This is a genomic window from Caballeronia sp. LZ032 (assembly GCF_031451315.1).
In the GTDB taxonomy this organism is placed as follows: Bacteria; Pseudomonadota; Gammaproteobacteria; order Burkholderiales; family Burkholderiaceae; genus Caballeronia.
In genome coordinates, this window is the sequence record NZ_JARUXP010000001.1 from 465,277 (window position 1) to 490,723 (window position 25,447).

Annotated in this window: 24 protein-coding genes; 17 read left to right on the top strand and 7 right to left on the bottom strand. The window is 66.2% G+C overall.

Going from position 1 to position 25,447, the window contains the following annotated elements:
* Window positions 1-72 precede the first annotated feature (72 nt).
* The 8 genes from recA (at window position 73) to QCE69_RS02235 (ending at window position 8,893) form a co-directional block, all read left to right on the top strand.
* A complete protein-coding gene (gene recA / locus QCE69_RS02200) occupies window positions 73-1,143 on the top strand; it encodes a recombinase RecA (protein ID WP_309807330.1) in 1,071 nt (356 codons plus the stop codon).
* A 580-nt stretch (window positions 1,144-1,723) separates the two neighbouring features.
* Entirely contained in the window at window positions 1,724-2,254 is a 531-nt protein-coding gene (recX, locus tag QCE69_RS02205; RefSeq protein ID WP_309929239.1) for a recombination regulator RecX, read from the top strand.
* A gap of 129 nt (window positions 2,255-2,383) precedes the next feature.
* A complete protein-coding gene (locus QCE69_RS02210) occupies window positions 2,384-3,058 on the top strand; it encodes a DUF2889 domain-containing protein (RefSeq protein ID WP_309913967.1) in 675 nt (224 codons plus the stop codon).
* A gap of 106 nt (window positions 3,059-3,164) precedes the next feature.
* Window positions 3,165-4,346, top strand: a complete 1,182-nt coding sequence (gene sucC, locus QCE69_RS02215; RefSeq protein WP_309919563.1) for an ADP-forming succinate--CoA ligase subunit beta — start codon at window positions 3,165-3,167, stop codon at window positions 4,344-4,346.
* Between the two features lie 97 nt (window positions 4,347-4,443).
* Window positions 4,444-5,325, top strand: a complete 882-nt coding sequence (gene sucD / locus QCE69_RS02220) for a succinate--CoA ligase subunit alpha (protein ID WP_309807333.1) — start codon at window positions 4,444-4,446, stop codon at window positions 5,323-5,325.
* Window positions 5,326-5,455: 130 nt separating this feature from the next.
* Window positions 5,456-6,166, top strand: coding sequence for a TerC family protein (locus QCE69_RS02225; protein ID WP_309913968.1), 711 nt, complete (start codon window positions 5,456-5,458; stop codon window positions 6,164-6,166).
* 143 nt (window positions 6,167-6,309) lie between these two features.
* The gene (locus QCE69_RS02230) at window positions 6,310-6,879 is read left to right on the top strand and encodes a pilin (protein ID WP_409021193.1); all 570 of its coding nucleotides are present in this window, start codon (window positions 6,310-6,312) and stop codon (window positions 6,877-6,879) included.
* 202 nt (window positions 6,880-7,081) lie between these two features.
* Window positions 7,082-8,893: a Wzy polymerase domain-containing protein gene (locus QCE69_RS02235; RefSeq protein WP_309929241.1), complete on the top strand. Its 1,812-nt coding sequence runs from the start codon at window positions 7,082-7,084 to the stop codon at window positions 8,891-8,893.
* Between the two features lie 64 nt (window positions 8,894-8,957).
* Here QCE69_RS02235 and moaC read toward each other — a convergent pair whose 3' ends face one another.
* Entirely contained in the window at window positions 8,958-9,434 is a 477-nt protein-coding gene (moaC, locus tag QCE69_RS02240) for a cyclic pyranopterin monophosphate synthase MoaC (protein ID WP_309929244.1), read from the bottom strand.
* A gap of 193 nt (window positions 9,435-9,627) precedes the next feature.
* On the opposite strand from moaC, the gene QCE69_RS02245 reads away from it, so the two are divergent.
* A complete protein-coding gene (locus QCE69_RS02245; RefSeq protein ID WP_309929247.1) occupies window positions 9,628-11,685 on the top strand; it encodes a M48 family metalloprotease in 2,058 nt (685 codons plus the stop codon).
* On the opposite strand, the gene QCE69_RS02250 is transcribed toward QCE69_RS02245, so the two are convergent.
* The 6 genes from QCE69_RS02250 to QCE69_RS02275 form a co-directional block, all read right to left on the bottom strand.
* Entirely contained in the window at window positions 11,686-12,267 is a 582-nt protein-coding gene (locus QCE69_RS02250) for a DUF2946 family protein (protein WP_309929249.1), read from the bottom strand.
* A gap of 6 nt (window positions 12,268-12,273) precedes the next feature.
* A complete protein-coding gene (locus QCE69_RS02255; RefSeq protein WP_409017773.1) occupies window positions 12,274-13,347 on the bottom strand; it encodes a YheT family hydrolase in 1,074 nt (357 codons plus the stop codon).
* A 42-nt stretch (window positions 13,348-13,389) separates the two neighbouring features.
* Window positions 13,390-13,836: a nuclear transport factor 2 family protein gene (locus QCE69_RS02260; protein WP_309913981.1), complete on the bottom strand. Its 447-nt coding sequence runs from the start codon at window positions 13,834-13,836 to the stop codon at window positions 13,390-13,392.
* Window positions 13,837-14,020: 184 nt separating this feature from the next.
* Window positions 14,021-15,094, bottom strand: coding sequence for a lipopolysaccharide heptosyltransferase II (waaF, locus tag QCE69_RS02265; protein ID WP_309913984.1), 1,074 nt, complete (start codon window positions 15,092-15,094; stop codon window positions 14,021-14,023).
* A 116-nt stretch (window positions 15,095-15,210) separates the two neighbouring features.
* The gene (locus QCE69_RS02270; RefSeq protein WP_309807346.1) at window positions 15,211-15,408 is read right to left on the bottom strand and encodes a zinc-finger domain-containing protein; all 198 of its coding nucleotides are present in this window, start codon (window positions 15,406-15,408) and stop codon (window positions 15,211-15,213) included.
* 114 nt (window positions 15,409-15,522) lie between these two features.
* A complete protein-coding gene (locus tag QCE69_RS02275) occupies window positions 15,523-16,443 on the bottom strand; it encodes a branched-chain amino acid transaminase (RefSeq protein ID WP_309807347.1) in 921 nt (306 codons plus the stop codon).
* Window positions 16,444-16,815: 372 nt separating this feature from the next.
* Between QCE69_RS02275 and QCE69_RS02280 the strand changes: the two genes are divergently transcribed.
* The 8 genes from QCE69_RS02280 (at window position 16,816) to QCE69_RS02315 (ending at window position 25,429) form a co-directional block, all read left to right on the top strand.
* Window positions 16,816-17,592, top strand: coding sequence for an AzlC family ABC transporter permease (locus QCE69_RS02280; RefSeq protein WP_309929252.1), 777 nt, complete (start codon window positions 16,816-16,818; stop codon window positions 17,590-17,592).
* On the top strand, window positions 17,589-17,912 hold the full coding sequence (locus tag QCE69_RS02285; protein WP_309807350.1) for an AzlD domain-containing protein: 324 nt from the start codon (window positions 17,589-17,591) through the stop codon (window positions 17,910-17,912). Before QCE69_RS02280 ends, QCE69_RS02285 begins: the two co-directional genes overlap by 4 nt.
* A gap of 389 nt (window positions 17,913-18,301) precedes the next feature.
* Complete coding sequence (locus tag QCE69_RS02290) at window positions 18,302-19,498, top strand: phosphoglycerate kinase (RefSeq protein WP_309913992.1); 1,197 nt, start codon at window positions 18,302-18,304, stop codon at window positions 19,496-19,498.
* Window positions 19,499-19,853: 355 nt separating this feature from the next.
* Window positions 19,854-21,290 (top strand): pyruvate kinase, encoded by a 1,437-nt coding sequence (gene pyk / locus QCE69_RS02295; protein ID WP_309919567.1) that lies wholly within the window; start codon window positions 19,854-19,856, stop codon window positions 21,288-21,290.
* Window positions 21,291-21,422: 132 nt separating this feature from the next.
* Entirely contained in the window at window positions 21,423-22,487 is a 1,065-nt protein-coding gene (gene fba, locus QCE69_RS02300) for a class II fructose-bisphosphate aldolase (protein ID WP_309929254.1), read from the top strand.
* Window positions 22,488-22,645: 158 nt separating this feature from the next.
* On the top strand, window positions 22,646-23,536 hold the full coding sequence (locus QCE69_RS02305) for a phosphoribosylaminoimidazolesuccinocarboxamide synthase (RefSeq protein WP_309929257.1): 891 nt from the start codon (window positions 22,646-22,648) through the stop codon (window positions 23,534-23,536).
* Window positions 23,537-23,619: 83 nt separating this feature from the next.
* Window positions 23,620-24,141, top strand: a complete 522-nt coding sequence (gene purE / locus QCE69_RS02310; protein ID WP_309914002.1) for a 5-(carboxyamino)imidazole ribonucleotide mutase — start codon at window positions 23,620-23,622, stop codon at window positions 24,139-24,141.
* A 100-nt stretch (window positions 24,142-24,241) separates the two neighbouring features.
* Window positions 24,242-25,429, top strand: coding sequence for a 5-(carboxyamino)imidazole ribonucleotide synthase (locus tag QCE69_RS02315; protein WP_309914004.1), 1,188 nt, complete (start codon window positions 24,242-24,244; stop codon window positions 25,427-25,429).
* Window positions 25,430-25,447: the final 18 nt, after the last annotated feature.

The window sequence follows — 25,447 nt, forward strand, 5'->3', positions numbered from 1 at the left end:
AAGCTCGTTCGAGTAGCGGAAATGCCCGTGAACACTGCCTCAGACGCCGTTCATCATAGCAAAGGACGATTCATGGAAGAAAGCAAGAAAGGCCCGGCTGGAATGACTGCGGAGAAGAGCAAGGCCCTGGCCGCCGCGCTCTCGCAGATCGAAAAGCAATTCGGCAAAGGGTCGATCATGCGGCTCGGCGCAGGTGAGGCGGTCGAAGACATTCAGGTGGTGTCCACCGGTTCGCTCGGTCTGGACATCGCACTCGGCGTCGGCGGTTTGCCGCGCGGCCGTGTGGTGGAAATCTACGGTCCGGAATCATCGGGCAAGACCACGCTCACGCTGCAGGTAGTTGCCGAAATGCAGAAGCTCGGCGGCACGGCGGCCTTCATCGACGCGGAACACGCGCTCGACGTTCAGTACGCAGGCAAGCTCGGCGTGAACGTGCCGGAACTGCTGATCTCGCAGCCGGACACGGGCGAGCAGGCACTCGAAATCGCGGACGCGCTGGTGCGCTCCGGCTCCATCGACATGATCGTCATCGACTCCGTGGCGGCCCTTGTGCCGAAGGCGGAAATCGAAGGCGAAATGGGCGACTCGCTGCCGGGTTTGCAGGCGCGTCTGATGTCGCAGGCGCTGCGCAAGCTGACTGGCACCATCAAGCGCACGAACTGCCTGGTCATCTTCATCAACCAGATCCGCATGAAGATCGGCGTGATGTTCGGCAACCCGGAAACCACTACCGGCGGTAATGCGCTCAAGTTCTATTCGTCTGTGCGTCTGGATATCCGCCGCATTGGCTCGATCAAGAAGAACGACGAAGTCATCGGCAATGAAACGCGCGTCAAGGTCGTGAAGAACAAGGTCGCGCCGCCGTTCCGCGAAGCCATCTTCGACATCCTGTACGGTGAAGGCATCTCGCGTCAGGGCGAAATCATCGACCTGGGCGTGCAGGCGAAGCTGGTCGACAAGGCCGGCGCCTGGTACAGCTACAACGGCGAGCGGATCGGTCAGGGCAAGGACAACGCGCGTGAATTCCTGCGCGAGAATCCGGACATCGCACGCGAGATCGAGAACAAGATCCGTGAATCGCTGGGCGTGGCTGCGCTGGGTGAAGTGGTTGCCGTCAAGGCCGAAGTGGCCGACGACGAATAAGCGTCGAGCCTGAAGGACGATGCTCAGGCGCCGGCCCGGTTCGAAGACGGATTTGAAGGCTGATCCGGAGGCTGGTTCGGAGCCTGCTTCGGAGCCCGGTCCGGCTGATGAGGCAACGGAGGAAGGTTGTGCATCCGTCGACCGCTACGAACGAAGCAGCGAACGGCGCGGAGTCTCGCCCAAAGGCGCATTCCCACGCAGTGACAAGAAACGCGCCGACGCGAAGAGGTCTTTCGCGTCGGCGCGTCGCGTTTCCGGGGCAAGCATGGGCGGGCGGTCGGACGAGCCGGATACGGCATCGGACCTGGCGGCTGCATCGGACGCCTCTCTAAGCCACGCAAATCCCCGCTCAACGCGCCTCGCACACGCTCGCGCCCTGCTGAAGCAGGCCACCGAGCAGCCCCCGGCACAGCGCGCCAAACGCACATCGGCGTCCTTCGAGTCCCCGTCCACGTCCGCGCCCCGGCGCGCGCGGCCAGCGCCTCCGCCATTCACAGATCCCTTCGAAGACGCCGACCCCTTCGAGCCATTCGAGCAATGCGCGCCGGCTGAAGCACCACCAGCCGCGGCGGACGAAGCAGTGTTCACCCGCACGAGCCAGCGCACTCGCAAGACTTCGGTTGCCGAAGCGAGCGACCCAAGGCGTCCAAAGCGCTCGTTGAAAGGGCGTGCGCTCGCGGCGCTGTCGCGTCGCGAGTTCAGCCGGGCCGAGTTGTCGCGAAAGCTGAGTCCGTATGTCAGCGGAACCGATTCCCTGGACACCGTGCTGGACGACCTGGAACGCGACGGCTGGCTGTCGAACGAACGCTTCGTGGAGAGCGTCGTGCATCGGCGGGCCGCGCGCATGGGCGGCAGCCGGATCATCAGCGAACTGAAGCGCCATGCGGTCGGCGAGTCGCTCATCAGCGAGACTGCCGACAAGCTCGCGCAAACCGAGACCGACCGCGCCCGGGCCGTCTGGGAGAAGAAGTACGGCACCTTGCCGGACACGCCCGCTGAACGCGCCAGGCAGGCGCGCTTCCTGGCGGCGCGCGGCTTCTCCGGGGGCACGATCGGCAAGATCCTGAAGGGCGGCGACGAGGACTGGAGCGAAGAGATCGTCGACGACTGAGCACAGCCGCTCGAACCTGCATCACGCCACACGGCAACGCGTATGCGCCAATCCTCAGGGGCATGTCCGGCTGGAAATACCCAATATGCTAAAATCGCACGGTTTTCTCCGTACCGGCTCACTTCCAGCATGCCTCTCTCGCCTCCCGCTCCCCGACACTTGCGCCATCGACGCGCAATTCGGCTGGAAGCCTTCGAGCGCGAAGATAGTCTGTGGGATATCGAAGCCTGTCTAACCGACGAGAAGCCGCGCGACTTCACACTCGCGACGGGCGTCCGGCCGCTCGGCCTGCCGATCCATGAACTCTGGCTGCGCATCACCATCGACCGCAATTGCACCATCGTCGGCGCGGAAGCATCGTCCGACTGGGCGCCCTATGGCGGTCTGTGCGCCGAGTCCAACACGGCCTATCGCAAGCTCATCGGCCTCAACCTCCTGCAGAATTTTCGCCGCGAAGCCAATCAGGTGCTGCGCGGCACGGTCGGCTGCACGCATCTCACGGAACTGTGCGGCGTGCTGCCGACCGCGGCTGTCCAGGCCTTCGCGGGCGACGTCTGGAAGATCGAAAGCGGCAACCCCTTCAAGCGGTCCGAAGCCGGCCAGCCCGGCAGCAGCGCGCCCGAAGAGCCGCCGTTCCAGCTCGGCCGCTGTCATGCGTTGCGCTTCGACGGTCCCGCGGTCAAGGAACATTACCCGCGCTGGTTCGGCCATGAGCCGGCCGCAAAAGAACCCACGGTCGCCACGCATGACGCAAGCGCGCAAACCAGCGAGCAAGCAGATCCGAAAGACAGGCGGGAGACATAGTTCGCCTCGTGCAGCACACCCGCTCACGCGGACGCACGGCAATCTGAAAAGAAGAATCGAAAGAATCAGCGGTTCAAACACATAGAAGTTCACTCCAACTCTCAGACTGAAGGAATCACGCATGAAGATTCACGAGTACCAGGGTAAGGAAATCCTGCGGAAATTCGGCGTCGCGGTCCCGCGCGGCACACCCGTGTTCTCGGTGGATGATGCGGTCAAGGCCGCGGAAGCGCTGGGCGGCCCGGTTTGGGTCGTGAAGGCGCAGATCCACGCTGGCGGCCGCGGCAAGGGCGGCGGCGTGAAGGTCGCGAAGTCGATCGAACAGGTCCGCGAGTACGCGAGCCAGATCCTCGGCATGCAGCTCGTCACGCACCAGACCGGCCCGGAAGGCCAGAAGGTGAACCGCCTGCTGATCGAAGAAGGCGCGGACATCAAGAAGGAACTGTACGTCGGCCTCGTGCTGGATCGCGTGACGCAGAAGATCGTCGTGATGGCGTCGAGCGAAGGCGGCATGGACATCGAGGAAGTCGCGGAAAAGACGCCGGAACTGCTGCACAAGTTCGCCGTCGAGCCGTCGACCGGCCTGCAGGACAAGGACGCGGACGACCTGGCCCGCAAGATCGGCATTCCGGACGCATCGATCCCGCAAGCGCGCGCGATCCTGCAAGGCCTGTACAAGGCGTTCTACGAAACCGACGCATCGCTCGCGGAAATCAACCCGCTGATCGTGACCGGCGACGGCAAGGTCATCGCACTGGACGCCAAGTTCAACTTCGACGCGAACGCGCTGTTCCGTCATCCGGAAATCGTCGCGTACCGCGATCTGGACGAAGAAGATCCGGCTGAAGTCGAAGCGTCGAAGTTCGACCTCGCGTACATCTCGCTCGACGGCAACATCGGCTGTCTGGTGAACGGTGCTGGCCTGGCAATGGCCACGATGGACACCATCAAGCTGTTCGGCGGCGAGCCGGCGAACTTCCTCGACGTCGGCGGCGGCGCCACGACCGAGAAGGTCACGGAAGCCTTCAAGCTGATGCTGAAGAACCCGAACCTGAAGGCGATCCTCGTGAACATCTTCGGCGGCATCATGCGCTGCGACGTGATCGCGGAAGGCGTGATGGCGGCTTCGAAGGCGGTGGACCTGAAGGTGCCGCTGGTCGTGCGCATGAAGGGCACGAACGAGGACCTCGGCAAGAAGATGCTGGCGGACTCGGGCCTGCCGATCATCTCGGCCGACAGCATGGAAGAAGCTGCGCAGAAGGTCGTCGCGGCGGCCGAAGGCAAGTAAGCGCACGCGCTGCCTGCCTCAGAAGAGCGTTCCACCAGATACGAATGGCGGCGCGGGGCTTGAGCCTTGGCGACGCCAAACGAACAGAGGTCACTACATGTCGATTCTGATCAACAAAGACACGAAGGTCATCACGCAGGGCATCACCGGCAAGACCGGTCAGTTCCATACGCGCGCCTGCCGCGAATACGCGAATGGCCGTGAAGCCTACGTCGCGGGTGTGAACCCGAAGCGCGCGGGCGAGGATTTCGAAGGCATTCCCATCTATGCGTCCGTCAAGGAAGCAAAGTCCGAGACCGGCGCCACGGTTTCGGTGATTTACGTGCCGCCCGCGGGCGCTGCCGCGGCGATCTGGGAAGCCGTCGAAGCCGATCTCGATCTCGCGATCTGCATCACGGAAGGCATTCCGGTTCGCGACATGCTCGAAATCAAGGACCGCATGCGCCGTGAAAACCGCAAGACGCTGCTGCTCGGACCGAACTGCCCCGGCACGATCACGCCGGACGAGCTGAAAATCGGCATCATGCCGGGTCACATCCACAAGAAGGGCCGCATCGGCGTGGTGTCGCGCTCGGGCACGCTGACGTATGAAGCAGTCGGTCAGCTGACGGCGCTGGGTCTTGGCCAGTCGTCGGCGGTCGGTATCGGCGGCGATCCGATCAACGGTCTGAAGCACATCGACGTGATGAAGATGTTCAACGACGATCCGGATACGGACGCCGTCATCATGATCGGCGAGATCGGCGGTCCGGACGAAGCCAACGCGGCTTACTGGATCAAGGACAACATGAAGAAGCCGGTGGTCGGCTTCATCGCGGGCGTCACGGCGCCTCCGGGCAAGCGCATGGGCCACGCAGGCGCGCTGATCTCGGGCGGGGCGGACACGGCGGACGCCAAGCTCGAAATCATGGACGCGTGCGGCATCAAGGTCACGAAGAACCCGTCCGAGATGGGCCGTCTGCTGAAGTCGGTCATCTAAGACCGATGCGGACAAACTACGCGAGGGTTTGGTACTCTTACTGATTCCTTTCGTATGAGCCGATACCAAGCGAGGGAGCGTTGCTTCCTCGCTTTTTTTTCGGCTTCCGTTTTCGCTTTCACTCCGCACCATGCTCGAATTCTTCTCCACGCTTCACTGGGGAGCGGTCGTCCAGATCATCGTGATCGACATCCTCCTCGGCGGCGACAACGCCGTCGTCATCGCGCTGGCGTGCCGCAATCTGCCGGACCGGCAGCGCACGCGCGGCATCGTGCTCGGCACGCTCGGCGCCATCATCCTGCGCGTCGTGCTGATCGCCTTCGCGGTGCTGCTGCTGGACATTCCCTTCCTCAAGTTCGTGGGCGGGTTGCTGCTGCTGTGGATCGGTATCAAGCTGCTGCAACCGGATCACGACGAGCACGAGATCAACGCATCCGATCGTCTCTGGGCCGCGGTGAAGACCATCATCGTCGCGGATGCCGTGATGAGCCTCGACAACGTGATCGCCATCGCGGGCGCGGCGGAGGCGGCGGATCCGCGCCACCGGCTGACGCTGGTGATCTTCGGGCTGGTCGTCAGCATCCCGCTGATCGTGTGGGGCAGCACGCTGGTGCTGAAGCTGATCGACCGGTTTCCGATGGTCGTGCTGCTCGGTGCGGGGCTGCTGGGCTGGATCGCGGGCGGCCTGATCATCGACGATCCGTTCATCGACCGCTGGCCCGCGCTCAACACCGATTTCGCGATCTACGCGGCGCGAGTGGCGGGGGCGGTGCTAGTGGTGGCGTTGGGCTGGCTGCTCAAGCGCCGCGCGCTCGAAGCGGGAAGGCGAGCGGCAGGCTGAGGCTCTGTTGGACCTAGGCCATCTGGCTGACTGTCGCCTGAGGCGTGCACTGAATACGATCGAAGCGTCCTGTCCGCATTGCGCGGCAGGGCGCTTTTTTCGTTTTCCCGGGAGCAGAGATGACAACGTTGGTGCTGGGTGTGATGCACGCGCCGCGCGAGCCGCGCGTGTGGTGGTTGGGACGGGCAAGGGACATGCTGGTGCGGGGCTTTACGCTCATCGAGCTGATGATCGTGCTGGCAATCGTGGGCGTGGTCGCGGCCTATGCGATTCCTGCGTATCAGGATTATCTGGCGCGCAGCCGGGTGGGCGAGGGCATCGCGCTGGCGGCATCGGCGCGGCTGGCGGTAGCCGAGAACGCAGCCAGCGGCGCGGACTTCGCGGGCGGCTACGCGTCGCCGCCGGGTACGCGCAATGTCGAATCCATTCACGTCGATAGCGACACAGGGCAGATCACCATCTCGTATTCGACCCGCGTCGCGCCGGCGGGCTCGAACACGCTCGTGCTGGTTCCGTCCACGCCGGACAACGCCGAGACGCCCACCGCACGCGTGACGCTGAATCGCGGCGTGGTGCAGGCGGGCTCGGTCACGTGGGAATGCTTCGCGGCGGCCAAGACGGTTTCGTCCCTGCCGGCGCCGGGTTCGGGGCCGTTGCCGGTCGATCCGGCCACCTTGCCGGCCAATCTTGCGCCACCGGAGTGCCGCGCGTGAGGGGCACATGAGTGGAGCGTCGTGACGCGGGATACCGCTGAGGTGAAGCATCAAGGCGCGGTGGCAGCATTTACGGGGCCACCGCGCCTTGCGGGTCGTTTTTGCGGCAAAGGCGGGGTTTTCGTCGTAAATCCGTTGGTTCGACGGACAGCAGGGACAAAGTTTTGTATAGTGCGCCGGTTCCCGACGTTCCCAGTCCCTCATGCCTTCCCAATTCGCGCGTTACCTTTGTTTTGCGGTCCTGTGCCTGGCGTTGACGATCCCTTTCGCCGTCGTCAACCACACGTATCCGATCCCGACTTTCTACGCCGAATACAGTGCGCTCGCGCTCTACCTGGCGCTCGGCGCGACCGTGGCGCTGCTGGTGCGCGTGGCGGAGCCGAAGGTGTCGTTCGCCTCGCCGGTCGTCGCGTTGATGCCGCTTGCCTTCGGCGTGCTGCTGGTCGCCCAGACCGTGTTGCTGCCGATCGCGCAGCCCTCCATGAACTGGCTGGGCGGCGCCTATCTGCTGGCGTCGTTCGTCGCCGTGCATACGGGCTTCGGGCTCGTGCGCGCGGGGCTTGGAGAGAAGGCGCTGCGCGTCGGCGCGGCGGCGCTGATGCTCGGCGGGCTGTTCGCGGTGTTCTGCCAGGTCGTGCAGCTGTTTCATCTCGAGGTGAAGTTCACGCCCTTCGTGGTGGCCTACAACGTCATGACCGAGCGGCGTCCGTTCGGCAACATGGCGCAGGCGAATCACCTGGCCACGGTCATTGCGTTCGCCATGGCGGGCGCGCTGTTCTTCGTGCAGACGCGTCGGCTGCCGCTCGTGGTGTGGGTCGCGGTGTCGGTGGTGTATTCGCTCGGACTGGCCTTGACCGTGTCCCGCGGGCCGTGGCTGCAGACGGCGGTGATCGTCGTCGGCGGCTTGTGGATGGCGTTCGTGCAGGGAAGGCCGCGCTCGTCGGACGGCTTCGACGGGCCGGGCAAGCGCGACCGGCGCGCGTGGCTCGTGCCGCTGCTGCTCGCCGTCGTGTTCTTCGCGGTCAATGCGGCGGTGCGCTGGGCCAATACCCGTTACGACTTTGGTCTCGCGCAGTCGGCGGCGGAACGCATGCAGGACGCCAACCAGATCGCGCCGCGTCTTGCGCTGTGGAAGTACGGCTGGACGATGTTCAGGACGCATCCGCTGCTGGGCGTCGGCTGGGGTGAATTTCCGCGCTATCAGTTTGAGATTGTCCGCGAGCTCGGCGGTGTCGAGATTGCCAACAATGCGCACGACATCTTCATCGACCTGCTCGCGAAGACCGGTGTGCTCGGCGTGGCGATCCTCGTGGCGGGCGTCGTGTTCTGGCTGATTCGCGTGCTGCGGGCGCCGCATACGCCGGCGCGTATCTTCGGGCTGTCGCTGCTCGGCGTGCTGATGATGCATGCGCTCGTCGAATATCCGCAGCAGTACATGTTCTTCCTGATGCCGGCGATGCTCGTCATCGGCCTGCTGGACACGCGGCCGCTACGGCTCGTCGCGCGGCCGGTGTCGTACGGCGTTTATGTCGTGCTGGTGCTGGGCGGGCTGGCCGCGCTGTATCCGACACTGCGTGACTACAACCGCGCCGAGGTGCTGTATTACGGGTCGCGGCCGGCGGAGCAATATCGTGACGCGCCGTCGTTCCTGTTCACGGCGTGGGGCGAGTACGGGGCGGCGACGCTCTTGCCCATCAACGCGCAGAACGTGCAGGCGAAGCTTGCGGCGCACCGGAAGGCCATCGCGCTGTTGCCGGGCGAGACGGTCCTGCGCCGCTATGCGGTGCTTCAGGCGCTCGCCGGACAGAAGACCGAGGCGCTCGATACGATGGCCCGTCTCAAGATCTTCGCGACCGAGTTGCACGACTGGCCGAAGCAACTGGCGGCGGTGTATGGATTGATCGATGAGGCGGGCACGCCGCTCACCGCGTTCAAGGCCGATCTGGTCAGGCTGTATGGGATGCCGAAGGACGAGCCGGCTGCGGCGGATGGGGATGATGAAGACAGTGATTGAGCATCGCGGCTGAGGCGATGCTCGGAAGGGCAGGTGTGCGGGCTGTCGCGGTGAGCGTGCGGCTTCACGCCGCCACCCAATCCCCCGACTTCCCCCCATGCTTCTCCATGACCCGAACGTTGTTGATGGTCATGCCGCGATCGACCGCCTTGCACATGTCATAAATCGTCAGCAATCCGACCTGCACGGCGGTCAACGCTTCCATCTCGACCCCAGTGCGCCCGACCGTCTCCACGCGTACTTCGCAATGCACGCCGGGCAGCGTCTCATCGATGGCAAAATCCACCGCAACCCGCGTGAGCGCGAGCGGATGGCATAGCGGAATCAGATCGGCGGTGCGCTTCGCGCCCTGGATCGCGGCGATGCGCGCGACGCCCAGAACATCGCCTTTCTTCGCGCGGCCATCGAGAATCAGCGCGAGCGTGGCATCGAGCATCACGATCGAACCGCGCGCAACCGCGACCCGGCGCGTCTCGTCCTTCGCGCCGACATCGACCATGTGCGCCTCGCCGGCGGCATCGAAATGGGTGAGTCCGGACATGGCGTCTCCTTCGAAATGGGCGCCTATCATAACAGCGTGAAGAGGCGCGGTTCCCGGCCCGCGGACCCCGTTTGCATCAAGACTCATGCAGCAAGCAGGCAGCAAATCCGGCCGCCGCGCGCCCTACACTTGATACGATAAGCCCGTTCCCTTTTTCCAGCCGGTTGCCGGTCCCGCATCGCCTTCGCGTCTCATGCCTTCGACACGTCCGAGCCGCGTGCTCGTCTTCCTGCTGTGCGTAGCCCTCGCCGCGCCGCCCGCCGTGCTGGCGCAATCGGCCGCGCCCGTCGGGAGCGCGAACACCGCCAACACCGCGAACACGATCGGCGGCACCGGGACGCTGGCCGCGTCGCAGCTCCGCTCGGCGCAGGAAGGCAGCAACCCCGGCGACCTGCCCGGCAACGTCGCGGAAGGCGTCTTCGGCGTCTATGGCGGCGCGGAAAGCCGCTTCGCCAACCGGCCGGGCACGATGTCCGGCCTGCGCGCGCCGCTCTCGTCGGTGCAGCTGCCCGATCTCGGCGACGGCTCCGGCGGCTCGCTGACGCCGCAAGCCGAACGCCGCGTCGGCGAACGGGCGATGCGCGAAGTACGCGCCGACCCCGACTATCTCGACGACTGGCTGATCCGCGACTACCTCGATTCCGTCTCCTCCAAGCTGTCCGCGGCGGCCGCGACGCAGTATCTCGGCGGCTATCGGCCCGACTTCGACCTGTTCGCCGTACGCGACGCCCAGATCAACGCGTTTTCGATGCCTGGCGGTTTCATCGGCGTGAATACGGGGCTGATCGCGGCGACCCAGACCGAATCGGAGCTGGCGTCGGTCATCGGTCATGAAATGGGACACGTGCTCCAGCGGCACATCGCGCGCATGCTCGGCGCACAGGAAAAGAACAGCTACACCGCGCTCGCCGGCATGCTGGCCGGACTGCTCGCGGGCCTGCTCGCGCACAGCGGCGATCTCGGCATGGGGCTCGCGATGGGCGGCCAGGCGCTGGCAGTCGACAACCAGTTGCGCTTCTCGCGCGCGGCCGAACACGAGGCCGATCGCGTCGGCTTCCAGATGCTGGCGGCGGCCGGCTACGATCCGTATGCGATGGCCGCGTTCTTCGAACGCCTCGACCGCTCGACGATGGCCGACAACGGCGTGCCGCCCTATGTGCGCACGCACCCGCTGACCACCGAGCGTATCGCCGACATGGAAGGCCGCGCGCGGCGCGTGCCGTACCGGCAGCCGCGCCAGTCGGCCGAGTATGCGTTCGTGCGCGCCCGCGCCCGGGTGCTGCAAGTGAATTTCGCGAGCGACTATCGCGAGGTGGCGAGCCGCCTGAAGGCCGAAATCGACGATCAGACCGCGCTCAATCCCGCCGCGAACTGGTATGGCATTGCGCTGGCGCAAACCCTGACCGGCGATTACGCCGCCGCCGACGAAGCGCTCGCCCGCGCGCGCAAGCTCTTCGAGGGAGAGGAAGCGAGCAGCGCGGCGGCGTCGGCGCAGGTTCGGCAGGAGAACGCGAAGGGGACGGGCACGGCGGCATCGGGCGTCAGGCCCGCGACGCCGCCACCGCGTACCGCAACCGCCGCCGATGCGAGCTCATCGCTACGCAATGCGGACTCGCTGACGACCGCGACACCGCTCGACCGCACGCACGCGTCGCTTGACCTCGGCCGCGTTCCTGCCCAACCGAAAGCCGCGTCGGTGCCTCAGGCGCACTCCGTCGGCGATATCGCGCTGGCGCCGGTGCGCATCGAAGGCGGTCCCGCGCCCGTGGCGAAAACGCCGGCTGCTCCAGCGGCCGTTCGCAGTTCGCCCAGCCTCGACGTGCTCGACGCCGACATCGCCCGGCGCGCCGGCCGGCTGGACGATGCCATCCGGCTGGCGGCGAACGCCAGGAAACGCTGGCCCGAATCTCACGCCGCGCTCGATGTGCAGTTGCAGTCGCTGCTGGCCGCGCACCGCTATGGCGAAGCGCAAACGCTCGCGCGCCAGGAAACCCGCGCGGAGCCGACGCGCCCCGACTGGTGGCTCTATCTCGCCCAGGCGAGCAAGGGGCTCGACGACCCGCTGCAACAGCATCAGGCCATGGCGGAAAAGCTCGCGCTGGACGGCGCGTGGCCGTCCGCGATTCGTCAGCTGAAGGAGGCGCGCGACGTGAAGAACGCAAGCTTCTACGATCTGTCCGCGATCTCGGCGCGCCTGCACGACTTCGAGGCGCGCTACAAGGAAGAGCGCGAACAGGAGAAGAACGGCTAGTCAGCCCGCCGCCGCGGCCCGCGCCGCCGGACTCGCCACGAAGCCGAAGCGTTCCGTGACCTGGGCGCGCGCGATCGGGCTGACGGCGAGATCAGCGCCCTCGCGCCAGTGGAACACGCCGCTCGCGCCGGCTTCATCGAGTGAAGCATGGTTCGCGAAGAGTTCGAGATCATGGTCGTGCAGCGCCGCGATGCGCGAGGGCGTGGCGTCGTCCGAGAACAGGATGTTGCCTTGATCGTCGAGCCACGCGCGCGCCGGCTCGAAGTCGGCGCCGGCCTGATCCGTCAGGCGCAGGCGCCCGTCCACGTCCAGCAGTCGCACGATCCACGGCGTATAGCCCAGCTCGACATACACCCGCTGCGGCCCGTTCTGGAAGAACCACTGGCCGTCGGCATCGCATTCGTAGTTGCGGTTGATGAAGCCGAGCAGCGCGTCGTGGCGGATCGGCGTGCCGGGTTCTCCGGCAGCTTGCGCCGCGTCATCGCGCATGCGCCACTGGCCGCGCCGGTCCAGCATCAGCCAGCCCGTGCAATGCGGGACGTTGGGCCATTTGGCGAGCGCCTGCCTGACGATGTCATCCATGATCGGTCACGAAACGAATTGCTCCAGATAGCCGAACACGCGCAGCGACAGCCAGTCGATGCGGCCCGGAAACGGCCCGGTCATGAAGCCGACGTGTCCGCCATGATTCGGCTGATCGAGCGTGACGCGCGCCGACACTTCCGCCTGCGACGGCAGCGCGAATTCCGGCAGGAACGGGTCATTGCGCGCGTTCAGCAGCAACGCGGGCACGTCCACATGCTTCAGATGGGCGCGGACGGTCGCCGTCGACCAGTAGTGGTTGGTGTCGCGGAAGCCGTGCACCGGCGCCGTGACCACGTTGTCGAACTCGTACAGCGTGCGGGCGGCGAGCACGGCCTCGCGGTCGTACAGCCCGGGATACTGGCCGAGCTTCGCGAGCGCCTTCTTCTTCAGCGACTTGAGGAAGCTGCGCGTGTACACCATGCCGAAGCCGCTCGAGATCGCTTCGCCGCCCGCGTGGACATCGAGCGGCGCGGAGATGGCAGCCGCCGCACGGATGATCGATGCGTCGCTGCCGCGTTCGCACAGCCAGTGCAGCAGTACGTTGCCGCCGAGCGAGACCCCCGCCGCGACGATCGGCCCGCGATGCCGCTGCGCGAGTCGCCGCAGGATCCAGTCGGCCTCGGCGCCGTCGGCGAGATGATAAAAGCGCGGCAGCAGGTTCAACGGCCCGCTGCAACTGCGGAAATGCGGCACCACGCCGTGCCAGCCGCGCGCCTGGGCGGCCGCCATCATCGTGCGGGCGTAGTGGGAGTCGGAATTGCCTTCGAGACCGTGGAACAGCACGAAGAGCGGGGCGGTCGCGGCGGGTTCGGAGGCCGGGTCGTGCGCGAGGAAGTCGAGGTCGATGAAATCGCCGTCCGGCGTGTCCCAGCGTTCGCGCCGGTACCGCACGGCGGGTTTGCGGCCGAACAGCGCGGGCACGATGGTCTGCGCATGGCTTGTCGGCAGCCAGCGCGGCGCGCTGTAGAGCCAGTCCGCCGCGCCCGGCGTGAGCGCCCGTGCGGCATCGCGCAGTGCCATCGCAGGCGCCTTGTCCACGAACGACGAGTCGTGTGTCAACAACGGATCGCGCTTCATGGCCCCTCCCCGACAAACGTCTTGTTCAGCGCTTCATTCTTCTTAATGCAGCGGTCCCTGACCGTGCCGCAGCCTGGCCGCGTACTGTCCCGCTGTTTCCATCGGCATGGCGCTCGCGTGGATGTGCGCGATGCGCCATTCGCCGCGCTCATGAACCATCACGTAGGTCGCGTAGACCATGCGCGGCACGCCATTCGACGCCGCCGGCTGATGCGCCTCCGCAATCGCGTAGACGACCGTGCCGAGGCTGTCGTACACGCGGATGTCGAGCGGCTCGATGGTCACCGGCTGCGCTTCGAACTGCTTGCCGAGACCCGCGCGGATGCTCTCCAGCCCGTGCAGGTGCGTCCCGTCCGGGCAGACGCACGTGGCGAATTCCTCGTCGAGCCACAACGACATGACCGCGTCGATGCTGTTGTCCGCGACGGCCTGATAGTAAGCATTGAGAGTATCGGCGGCGGCTTCGAAGAGGCGGGCGAAACGTGGCATGGCTCGTGGGTCTCTGGCATTCGATGCGGGCGCCGTCCGTGTTGCCGTGCTGCCGCGGGTAGCGGCAGGGCGGCGCGCTGCATCGGTCATTGGTCAAAGCATGCCCCCGTTCGGAGACATTCGCGTGTCCGCGCCCGCACACACACGGCGGCTAACCGCCTGAACCCGCCGTTATGGAGGAATTTCAGCGATGCGCGAGCAGCATGCCGCGCAAGTCGCCGAAAACCTGTTCGGCGGTGAGTTCGCGAAGGCAGTTCAGATGGCCGAGCGGACACTCGCGGGCAAAGCACGGACTGCATTCAAGATGCAGCCATTGTACCTTTGCGAGATCGGACAAGGGCGGCGTATGGCGCGGGTCGGTCGAGCCGTAGACCGCGACCAGCGGCCGTCGCGATGCCGCTGCGACGTGCATCAGCCCGGAATCGTTGGTGACGACCGCGCTTGCCCGCGAAATCAGTGCGCAGGCCTCGCCGAGCGAGGTCTGGCCGCACAGGTTGCGCACGTTGGGCGCGCGGTCCGCGATGGCCTGCGCGATCGGCGCGTCCTTCTTCGAGCCCAGCGCGACGATGCGGGCATACGGGAACGACTGCGCGATGAACTGCGCGAGCGAGGCAAAGTGCTCGGGCGGCCAGCGCTTGGCCGGGCCGTACTCGGCGCCCGGGCAGAACACGACGAGCGGCGTGCGCGTATCGAGATTGAAGCGCGCCGAGACGCGCGCGGCCTCGTTCGGATCGGCTTCGAGACGCGGCACCGGCAGCGTCTGCGCGTCGGGGCGGGCGGCGGCCTCGGGCTGTGCGAAGCGGTCGACGAACGGCAGCTTCGCGCCGGGCGCGTAGGCGAGGGCCGCGTAATGCGCGGTCATCGGCGGCCGCTCGGTCTTCGGCGGATTCGCGTGGCGCACGTTCAGCAAGCCGTAGCGGCTCTCGCCCTTGTAGCCGATGCGCAGGTTGATGCCCGCCATCCACGGAATCAGCGCGGACTTCACGGAGTTGGGCAGCACGTAGGCGGCGTCATAGCCGACGTCGCGCAGGTCGCTCGCCAGCTGCCAGCGGCGCAGCAGCTGCAGCTTGCCGTGCGCGAGGTCAGTGGCGTAGACGTCGCGGATCTCGGGCATGCGCTCGAGCACGGGCGCGACCCACGTCGGCGCGACGGCATCGATCGCGATGCGTGGATGCAGCTTTCGCAGGAGCGTGAAAAGCGGCTGCGCCATCAATGCGTCACCGATCCAGTTCGGTGCTATAACCAGCGCGCGGCGCATCTGTCTTTATCCGATCTCAAAAAAGAAACGCGGCCCGTCGTCTTGGGGCGGGTCGTCGGGTGTCGTGGATTGCGTGGGAGCGCGGGCATGTGCCCGCGCGGAGGCTGTCGAAGGCGTCAGTGGCCGCCCTTGATCACTTCGCCGTCTTTCAGCTTGTAGCGCGTGCCGCAGTAGGGGCAGCGTGCTTCGCCGTGCGTCACGTCGATGAACACGCGCGGATGCGTGCTCCAGCGCTGCATCTTCGGGTTCGGGCAGAAAGCGGGCAGGTCCTTGGCGGTCAGTTCCACCAGCGGCATTTCCTTCAGGTCGCTCATTGCTATCTCGTGTCAGGTGTCGTGCGTTGCGTTTGCGTGCGTTTGCGTGCGTTTGCGGGCCGGAGCCGGAAGTACACGGCGGACGCGCGCCCGCCGTTTCGGTGCAAGCCTCGCTCAGACCTTCGAGAGCCAGCTCGCGTACTTCTCGTTCTTGCCGCCGACCACGTCGAAGAAGGCGCTTTGCAGCTTCTCGGTAATCGGGCCGCGCTTGCCGGCGCCGATGGTGCGGTTGTCCAGTTCGCGGATGGGCGTCACTTCGGCGGCCGTGCCGGTGAAGAAGGCTTCGTCGCAGGTGTAGACCTCGTCGCGCGTGATGCGCTTCTCGATCACCGGAATGCCGAAGTCGCGCGCCAGCGTGATGACCGTGTCGCGCGTGATGCCGTCCAGGCACGAGGCCAGGTCGGGCGTATAGATCTTGCCGTTGTTCACGAGGAAGAAGTTCTCGCCCGAGCCTTCGGAGACGTAGCCGTCGACGTCGAGCAGCAGCGCTTCGTCGTAACCGTCCGTGACGGCTTCCTGGTTGGCGAGGATCGAGTTCACGTACCAGCCGGAGGCCTTGGCGCGCACCATCGACACGTTGACGTGATGGCGCGTGAACGACGACGTCTTCACGCGAATGCCCTTGGCCAGGCCGTCTTCGCCGAGATACGCGCCCCACGGCCACGCCGCGATGGCCACATGGATGGTGTTGCCCTTGGCCGAGACGCCGAGTTTTTCCGAACCGACCCAGATGATCGGGCGCAGGTAGCACGACTCCAGGTTGTTTTCCTTGACGACTTCGAGCTGCGCGGCTTCGAGCGTGGCCTGGTCGAACGGCACGTCCATCTGGAAGATCTTGGCCGAGTTGAGCAGGCGCTTCGTGTGTTCCTTCAGGCGGAAAATGGCGGTGCCCTGCGCTGTCTTGTACGCGCGCACGCCTTCGAATACGCCCATGCCGTAGTGCAACGTGTGGGTCAGCACGTGGATCTTGGCATCACGCCAGTCGATCAGCTTGCCATCCATCCAGATCTTGCCGTCGCGGTCGGCCATTGACATACGGTTCTCCTAGCTCTCGTTCAAGTGGGGTCGGGCAGGCCGCCCGGGGATGTGGGACGGCGCTCGTGCGCGGGTTTGCGTGCGGTTCCTGTGTCGCAGAGTTGGACATGCCTGCGGGAGGAACGCGCGCCCGAGGCGCAAAGGCGGCGAAAGAGCGTCATTTTAGCGTCTTTTCGCAACGAAACCGATCTGGGCGCGTCTTTCACGACGCTATAATTTGCCTTTCGCCGCGGCTTGCCCGCCTCGTCGATCGCCGCAGCCGAACCACGCGGTCGAAAACCTCCGGCGGCTTGTCCGGGCCCGCGCCTGCAACCCGAGCCTCGGGATTCGAGGCCCGCCGTCCGGCTTTTCCTCCAGGCCTTGCCCCGATCCATGTTCGACCGGCTGTCCGACACCAATCGCCGCGCCTTCTTCGAGGGCATGCGCACGTTCTCTCCCGCCGTCCTGGCGACGCTCTCCTGGGGCCTCGTGACCGGCATCGCGATGACCAAGTCCGTCCTGACGGTGCCCCAGGCGCTCGGCATGACCGTGATGGTGTACGCGGGCTCCTCGCAACTGGCCGTGCTGCCGCTTTTCGCCGCGAAGCTGCCGCTCTGGACCATTCTGCTGACCGCCGGGATGGTCAATCTGCGCTTCGTGATCTTCAGCGCCGGGCTCGCACCGCATTTCGCCTATCTGCCGCTGAAGCGCCGCCTGATGCTCGGCTACTTCAACGGTGACATCGTCTACCTGATGTTCTCGAAGCGAAACTTCGCGACCGGCTGGCAGCCCGGCAAGGAAGCGTTCTTCTGGGGGCTGGTCGCGTGCAGCTGGGGTTCCTGGCAGATTTCCTCGGTGCTCGGCATCCTGCTGGCGAGCCTGATTCCCGACAACTGGGGCCTGGAACTGGCCGGCACGCTGGCGCTGCTGCCGCTGATCGTCTCGGCGATCGCCACGCGCTCGACTTTCGCGGCAGTGGCCGTGGCGAGCGTGGTGGCGCTGCTGTCGTTCGACCTGCCGTACCGTCTGGGCCTGCCGCTGGCGGTGTTCGCCGCGCTGATCGCCGGGACGCTGGCGGACCTGATCGCCGACCGCGCGCGCCCGAAAGCGCCGGAAACCCCGCAAGCCCCGAAAGCCCCGAAAGCCGACCCCACGAGGACCGTCCGATGAGCGCGCTGCAAATCTGGCTGGCGATCATCGCGATGTGCATCGTCACCGCGCTGACGCGCACGCTGTTCCTGATCGGCGGCGAGCGCATGGTGCTGCCGCCCGCCGTGCAGCGCGCGCTGCGCTACGCGCCGGCCGCGGCGCTCACCGGCGTGGTCGTGCCGGATCTGCTGGAAACGTCCACCGGCATTTCGCTGGCGTTGTCGAACCATGCGCTGTGGGCGTCGGTGGCCGCGCTCGCGTACTACCTGTGGCGGCGCGGCATGATGGGCACGATCGCCGTCGGCATGCTCGTGTTCACGCTGCTGCGGCTCGTCGCCTGACGCGAACCGGCCTCGCCAAATACGGGTCATCATCGATTGCCAGCTAAAAGCATTCAGGGTGATCGGTTAAAATGTGCGTCTTTTCCGAGTGAGCGAGGTCGAAAGTGTGTCCGGCAGTCACCCCGCTACGGTTGTCCACCTCGTCGCGCACGCTTCGGCCGCACCGGCTGCCGTGTCCGCATGACGGCGGCCCGCGCCAAATGCCCCTGTCCGACTCCTTCCTCCCGCCCATGGTCCGCGCCTTCGGTTTCGACGCGCGGCCCTCGCCGCCAGCCTGATCCGCGCGCGAGCCGTCCTGCCCGGCGGCCCGTGCGCGGCGACTCCACGAACCGGCCGGCTTCCCCACCGGTCTTCTCGCCCGAACCGCTTCTCTACCTACGTTGACTCCCATGACGAAAGTACTGCGTTTCACCGATCTGATCGCCGAAGGCAAAGTCTCCGGCAAGCGTGTCTTCATCCGCGCGGATCTCAACGTGCCGCAAGACGACGCCGGCAACATCACCGAAGATACGCGCGTGCGTGCGTCGGTCCCGGCGATCCGCGCGGCGCTCGACGCCGGCGCGGCCGTGATGGTCACCTCGCACCTCGGCCGTCCGACGGAAGGCCAGTTCAAGCCGGAAGATTCGCTGGCGCCGGTCGCGCAGCGCCTGTCAGAACTGCTGGGCGCGGATGTGCCGCTGGTCGCCGACTGGGTCGACGGCGTGCAGGTGCAGCCCGGCCAGGTCGTGCTGCTGGAAAACTGCCGCTGCAACAAGGGCGAGAAAAAGAACGACGACGGCCTCGCGCAGAAGATGGCGAAGCTCTGCGACATCTACGTCAACGACGCCTTCGGCACCGCGCACCGCGCCGAAGCCACCACGCACGGCATCGCGAAGTACGCGGCCGTGGCGTGCGCGGGTCCGCTGCTGGCCGCCGAACTCGACGCGCTCGGCCGCGCGCTCGGCAACCCGAAGCGCCCGCTGGTGGCGATCGTTGCCGGCTCGAAGGTCTCGACCAAGCTCACGATTCTCAAGTCGCTGGCGGAGAAGGTGGACCAGCTGATCGTCGGCGGCGGCATCGCCAACACGTTCATGGTCGCGTCCGGCCTCAACATCGGCAAGTCGCTCGCGGAGAAGGATCTCGTCGGCGAGGCGAAGGACATCATCGAGCAGGCGCGCACGCGCGGCGCCTCGGTGCCGATTCCGAGCGACGTCGTCACCGCGAAGGAATTCGCGCCCACCGCGAAGGCCGAAACCAAGCCGGTCGCCGCCGTCACCGACGACGACATGATTCTCGACATCGGCCCGGACACGGCCAAGGCGCTCGCGGCCCAGCTGGAAACGGCGGGCACGATCGTCTGGAACGGCCCGGTCGGCGTGTTCGAGTTCGACCAGTTCGGCAACGGCACGAAGACGCTCGCGCAGGCCATCGCCAGTTCGTCGGCGTTCTCGATCGCGGGCGGCGGCGACACGCTCGCGGCCATCGCGAAGTACGACATCGCCGACAAGGTGAGCTACATCTCGACAGGCGGCGGCGCCTTCCTCGAATTCCTGGAAGGCAAGACGCTGCCGGCGGTCGAAGTGCTCGAATCGCGCGCCGGAGCCTGAGGCGTTGGCGGCCCGCAATAGTCCGGCGAAGGCAGGAAAGAAGGGCGCGCAGGAAGCCGGCGGCGCGCAGGCAGAGGTACAGGAAGCGGGCGGCGCCATCGACGCCGCCGCGGAGGCCGCCCAGGTCATCGCCGATGCGGCGCGGCCGGAGCAGGCCGAACCGGGCGCGGAGGGCGTCATTCCCGCGACGCCGCCGGTCATCATCGGCGGCATGCCCGCTCACGCATTGAAGGACATCGACAAAGCGACGCCGGCACGAACCGGCGCGCGCGCGCAACCGGTGAGCAACACCTCATCGCAAGCGCAACGTGCTCGCAGCCTCAACACAGGCGTTCCTACAGAGACGAGGAAAGACATGCATCGCGCCACCAAGATTGTTGCCACCATCGGTCCGGCTTCGACAAGTCCGGACATCCTCCTGCAAATGCTGCAGGCCGGCCTCGACGTCGTTCGTTTCAACTTCTCGCACGGCACCGCCGACGACCATCGCCAGCGCGCCGAGATCGTGCGCGAAGCAGCGCGCCAGGTTGGCCGCGAAGTCGCGATCATGGCGGACCTGCAGGGCCCGAAGATCCGCGTCGGCAAGTTCGAGAACGGCAAGACCATGCTCGTCGCGGGCGAGCCGTTCATCCTCGACGCCAATTGCCCGCTCGGCAGCAACGAGCGCGTGGGCCTCGACTACAAGGACCTGCCGCGCGACCTGCGCGCCGGCGACACGCTGCTGCTCAACGACGGCCTGATCGTGCTCGACGTGACGCGCGTGATCGGCGAGGAAGTGCACACGGTCGTGAAAGTGGGCGGCGAGCTGTCCAACAACAAGGGCATCAACCGCCAGGGCGGCGGCCTCACGGCGCCCGCGCTGACCGAGAAGGACATGGAGGACATCAAGACGGCGATGTCGCTCGGCGCGGACTTCGTCGCGGTGTCGTTCCCGAAGAACGCGACCGACATGGAAATGGCCCGCCAGCTCGCGAACATCGCGGGCGCGCCCTACGGCATCAAGCCGAAGATGATCGCGAAGATCGAGCGTGCCGAGGCCATTCCGGCGCTGCAGGGCATTCTCGACGCGTCCGACGGCATCATGGTCGCGCGCGGCGATCTGGCGGTGGAAGTCGGCAACGCGGCCGTGCCGGCGCTGCAGAAGCGCATGATCCGCATGGCGCGCGAGTCGAACAAGCTCGTGATCACCGCCACGCAGATGATGGAGTCGATGATCCACGCGCCGGTGCCGACACGCGCCGAAGTGTCCGACGTGGCGAACGCCGTGCTCGACGGCACCGACGCCGTGATGCTGTCCGCCGAAACCGCGGCGGGCAAGTATCCGGTGACGACCATCGAGACGATGGCGGCCGTGTGTATCGAGGCGGAAAAGTCGGAGGAGTCACAGCTGGACCGCGATTTCCTGGACCGCACGTTCACGCGCATCGACCAGTCCATTGCGATGGGCGCGCTGTTCACCGCGTTCCACCTGGGCGCGAAGGCGGTCGTGGCGCTGACCGAATCGGGCTCCACGGCGCTGTGGATGTCGCGTCACTGGACCCACGTGCCGATCTTCGCGCTGACGCCGCGCGTGTCCAGCGAACGCACGATGGCGCTGTACCGCAACGTGACCTCGCTGCACGTCGACACCAACATGGACCGCGACGCCGCGCTCAATCAGGCGCTGGAAGTGGTGGTGTCGAAGGGCTATGCGGCGCGCGGCGACATGGTCGTGCTGACGGTCGGCGAGCCGATGGGCGCGGCGGGCGGCACCAACACGCTGAAGATCGTGCGCGTGGGCGATCACATCTAGGCAGCATGCGCAGGAAATAAACGCGCAGAACAGACGGAGGCTCATGCCTCCGTCTGTCGTTCAAAAAACCGAAAACGCCCCAGAGCGGAATCGTGCGCACAGAATTCGTTTCACCTTTGGAGTCTCACCACAATGCCTCTCGTATCAATGCGTCAACTGCTGGATCACGCAGCCGAAAACGGCTACGGACTCCCGGCGTTCAACGTCAACAATCTGGAGCAGGTCCAGGCCATCATGGCCGCCGCCAGCGAAGTGAACGCGCCCGTCATCATGCAGGCGTCGGCCGGCGCGCGGAAGTATGCGGGCGAAGCCTTCCTGCGCCATCTGATCGAAGCGGCCGTCGAGTCGTATCCGCAGATTCCGGTCGTGATGCACCAGGATCACGGCCAGTCGCCGGCGGTGTGCATGGCCGCGATCCGCTCCGGCTTCACCAGCGTCATGATGGACGGCTCGCTCGAAGCCGACGGCAAGAGCGTCGCGTCCTACGAGTACAACGTCGCGGTGTCGAAGCAGGTCGTGGACTTCTCGCACGCGATCGGCGTCACCGTCGAAGCCGAGCTGGGCGTGCTGGGCTCGCTCGAGACCATGAAGGGCGGCAAGGAAGACGGCCACGGCGCCGAAGGCACGATGACGCGCGAACAGCTGCTCACCGACGTCGAGCAGGCCGCCGACTTCGTCAGGCAGACCCAGTGCGATGCGCTGGCGATCGCCATCGGCACGTCGCACGGCGCGTACAAGTTCTCCAAGAAGCCGACGGGCGATATCCTCGCCATCGACCGCATCAAGGAAATCCATCAGCGCATCCCGAACACGCACCTGGTGATGCACGGATCGTCGTCGGTGCCGCAGGAACTGCTCGCGCAGATCCGCGAATTCGGCGGCGACATGAAGGAAACCTATGGCGTGCCGGTCGAGGAAATCCAGGAAGGCATCAAGCACGGCGTGCGCAAGGTGAATATCGACACCGACCTGCGTCTCGCGATCACCGGCGCGATCCGCCGCTTCCTGATCGAAAATCCGTCGAAGTTCGACCCGCGCGACTACCTGAAGCCGGCTCGCGAGGCGACCAGGGAAATCGTCCGCCAGCGCTACATGCAGTTCGGCTGCGAAGGCATGGCGGGCAGGATCAAGCCGGTGCCGCTCGAGAAGATCGCCGAGAAGTACAAGTCCGGCGAGCTCGCGCAGATCGTCAAATGACGGCGAATTGAGCGCCCGCTGAGCGTCGCGGTCTTTGTAAAGTAAAATCAACGGGTTCCGGCGACGGGACCCGTTCGCTTTGCCCCGCCGTCCCGGCTTCCGGCCCGCCAGGGTCCGGGGCGGCAGCCCACCTTTCCAGCACTCTTCGGTACACGACGATGTCCACGCTATACGAATCCACGATCAAATCGTTGCCGCTGCTCGGCCGCGGCAAGGTCCGCGACAACTACGCCGTCGGTCAGGACAAGCTCCTGATCGTCACGACCGACCGCCTTTCCGCATTCGACGTCGTGATGGGCGAGCCGATCCCGAACAAGGGCCGCGTGCTGAACACGATGGCCGATTTCTGGTTCGACAAGCTCGGCCACATCGTGCCGAACCACAACACGGGCATCGACCCCGCGACGGTCGTGACGGCGGACGAAGCCGCCCAGCTCGAAGGCCGCGCGGTCGTGGTGAAGCGCCTGGAGCCGATTCTCGTCGAGGCGGTGGTGCGCGGCTATCTCGCCGGCAGCGGCTGGAAGGACTATCAGGCGACGGGCGCGGTGTGCGGCGTCGAACTGCCGCCGGGCCTGCAGAACGCGCAGAAGCTGCCCGAGCCCATCTTCACGCCGGCAGCCAAGGCCGAAATGGGCCATCACGACGAAAACATCACCTACGACGAGATGGAACGGCGCATCGGCACGGAACTGTCGGCGACCATCCGGCGCATTTCCATCCAGCTGTACCAGGAAGCGGCGGAATACGCGGCGACGCGCGGCATCATCATCGCGGACACCAAGTTCGAGTTCGGCCTCGACAACAAGGGCGAACTGTTCCTGATGGACGAAGTGCTGACCGCCGATTCGTCGCGCTTCTGGCCCGCCGACGACTATCAGGTCGGCACCAATCCGCCGTCCTTCGACAAGCAGTTCGTGCGCGACTGGCTCGAAACCCAGCCGTGGAAGAAGGAACCGCCCGCGCCGAAGCTGCCGGACGACGTGATCGCGAAGACCTCCGAGAAGTATCAGGAAGCGTTGCAGCGCCTGACCGGCCAGACGCTCTCCTGAGGCCGGCGGGAACAGGTCGAGTTTGACTGGCGCCGCTTGCCGGAATCCTCAGGCGGCGGCGCATGCATTTCAAGGGAAACGGAATGAGCGAAGTACAGACCGGCGCGCATGTGCATGACGCGCCGCTCGTCGGTGTGTTGATGGGTTCCAGTTCCGACTGGGACGTGATGAAGCACGCCGTGGCAATCCTGCAGGAATTCGGCGTGCCTTACGAGGCAAAGGTGGTGTCCGCGCACCGCATGCCGGACGAGATGTTCGTCTACGCGGAGCAGGCGCGCGAGCGCGGCCTGCGCGCGATCATCGCGGGTGCGGGCGGCGCGGCGCATCTGCCGGGCATGCTGGCCGCCAAGACCACGCTGCCGGTGCTGGGCGTGCCGGTGGCGAGCAAGTATCTGAAGGGCGTGGACTCGCTGCACTCGATCGTGCAGATGCCCAAGGGCGTACCGGTCGCGACCTTCGCCATCGGCGAGGCGGGCGCGGCGAACGCGGCGCTGTTCGCGGTCTCGCTCCTGAGCGCCACCGAGGCGAAATTCGCCGATGCGCTCGCGGCGTTCCGCGTGAAGCAGAATCAGGCGGCGCGGGACATGGCGCTGCCGCCGCTGTAAGGACTGTGCGCGCGGCCTGCATGTCGAAAACGGGCCGCGCTCCCACTTATCATCCCGACGACGCTTTCCTGAACCGCTCGCCAGCCCCCCAGCCCCCACGATGAACCCACACAACTCCCCGATCTCCCCCATCCTGCCGGGCGCCTGGCTCGGCATGGTGGGCGGCGGCCAGCTCGGCCGCATGTTCTGCTTTGCCGCGCAGTCGATGGGCTATCGCGTCGCCGTCCTCGATCCGGACGCGACGAGTCCCGCCGGCGCCGTCGCGGACCGTCACATCCGCGCCGCCTATGACGACCCGAACGCGCTCACCGAGCTCGGCCGCCTGTGCGCGGCGGTCTCGACGGAATTCGAGAACGTGCCGTCCGCGAGCCTCGAATTTCTCGCGTCCCGCACCTTCGTCAGTCCGGCCGCGAGCTGCGTGGCGATCGCGCAGGATCGCGTGGCGGAAAAGCGCTTCATCGCGCAGGCGAGCGTGCCGGTAGCGCCGCACGTGGTGATCGAATCGACCGAAGCGCTCGCCGCGCTGTCCGACGAGCAACTCGTCGCCGTGCTGCCCGGCATCCTGAAGACGGCGCGTCTCGGCTACGACGGCAAGGGGCAGGTGAACGTGCGCAACGTGCAGGAAGTGCGCGAGGCGCATGCGTCGCTGGCGGGCGTGCCGTGCGTGCTGGAAAAGCGCATGCCGCTCAAGTACGAGGTGTCCGTGCTGATCGCGCGCGGCGGCGACGGCAAATCGGCCGTGTTCCCGCTCGCGCAGAACGTGCACGTCAACGGCATTCTCGCAAAGACGGTCGTGCCCGCGCCCGATGCGTCCGACGCGCTGGTCGCGCAGGCGCAGGACGCGGCGCTGACCATCGCGGCGAAGCTCGGTTATGTGGGCGTGCTGTGCGTGGAGTTCTTCGTGCTGGAAGACGGCTCGCTCATCGCCAATGAAATGGCGCCGCGTCCGCACAATTCCGGGCACTACACGGTCGATGCCTGCGCGACGAGCCAGTTCGAGCAGCAGGTCCGCGCGATGACCGGCATGCCGCTCGGCGACACGCGCCAGCATTCGCCGGCCGCGATGCTGAACCTGCTCGGCGACATCTGGTTCGATGGCGACAAGTCGCGTCCGCCGGCCTGGACCGAGGTCGCGGCGATGCCGGCGGCGCGGCTGCATCTGTACGGCAAGGAAGAGGCGCGGCGCGGGCGCAAGATGGGGCACATCAACTTCACGGCGGCGACGCTCGAGGAAGCGCGCACGGCGGCGCGCGACTGCGCGCGCATGCTGCACATTCCGCTCGACTGAGCCTCACCGAAGCAGCAG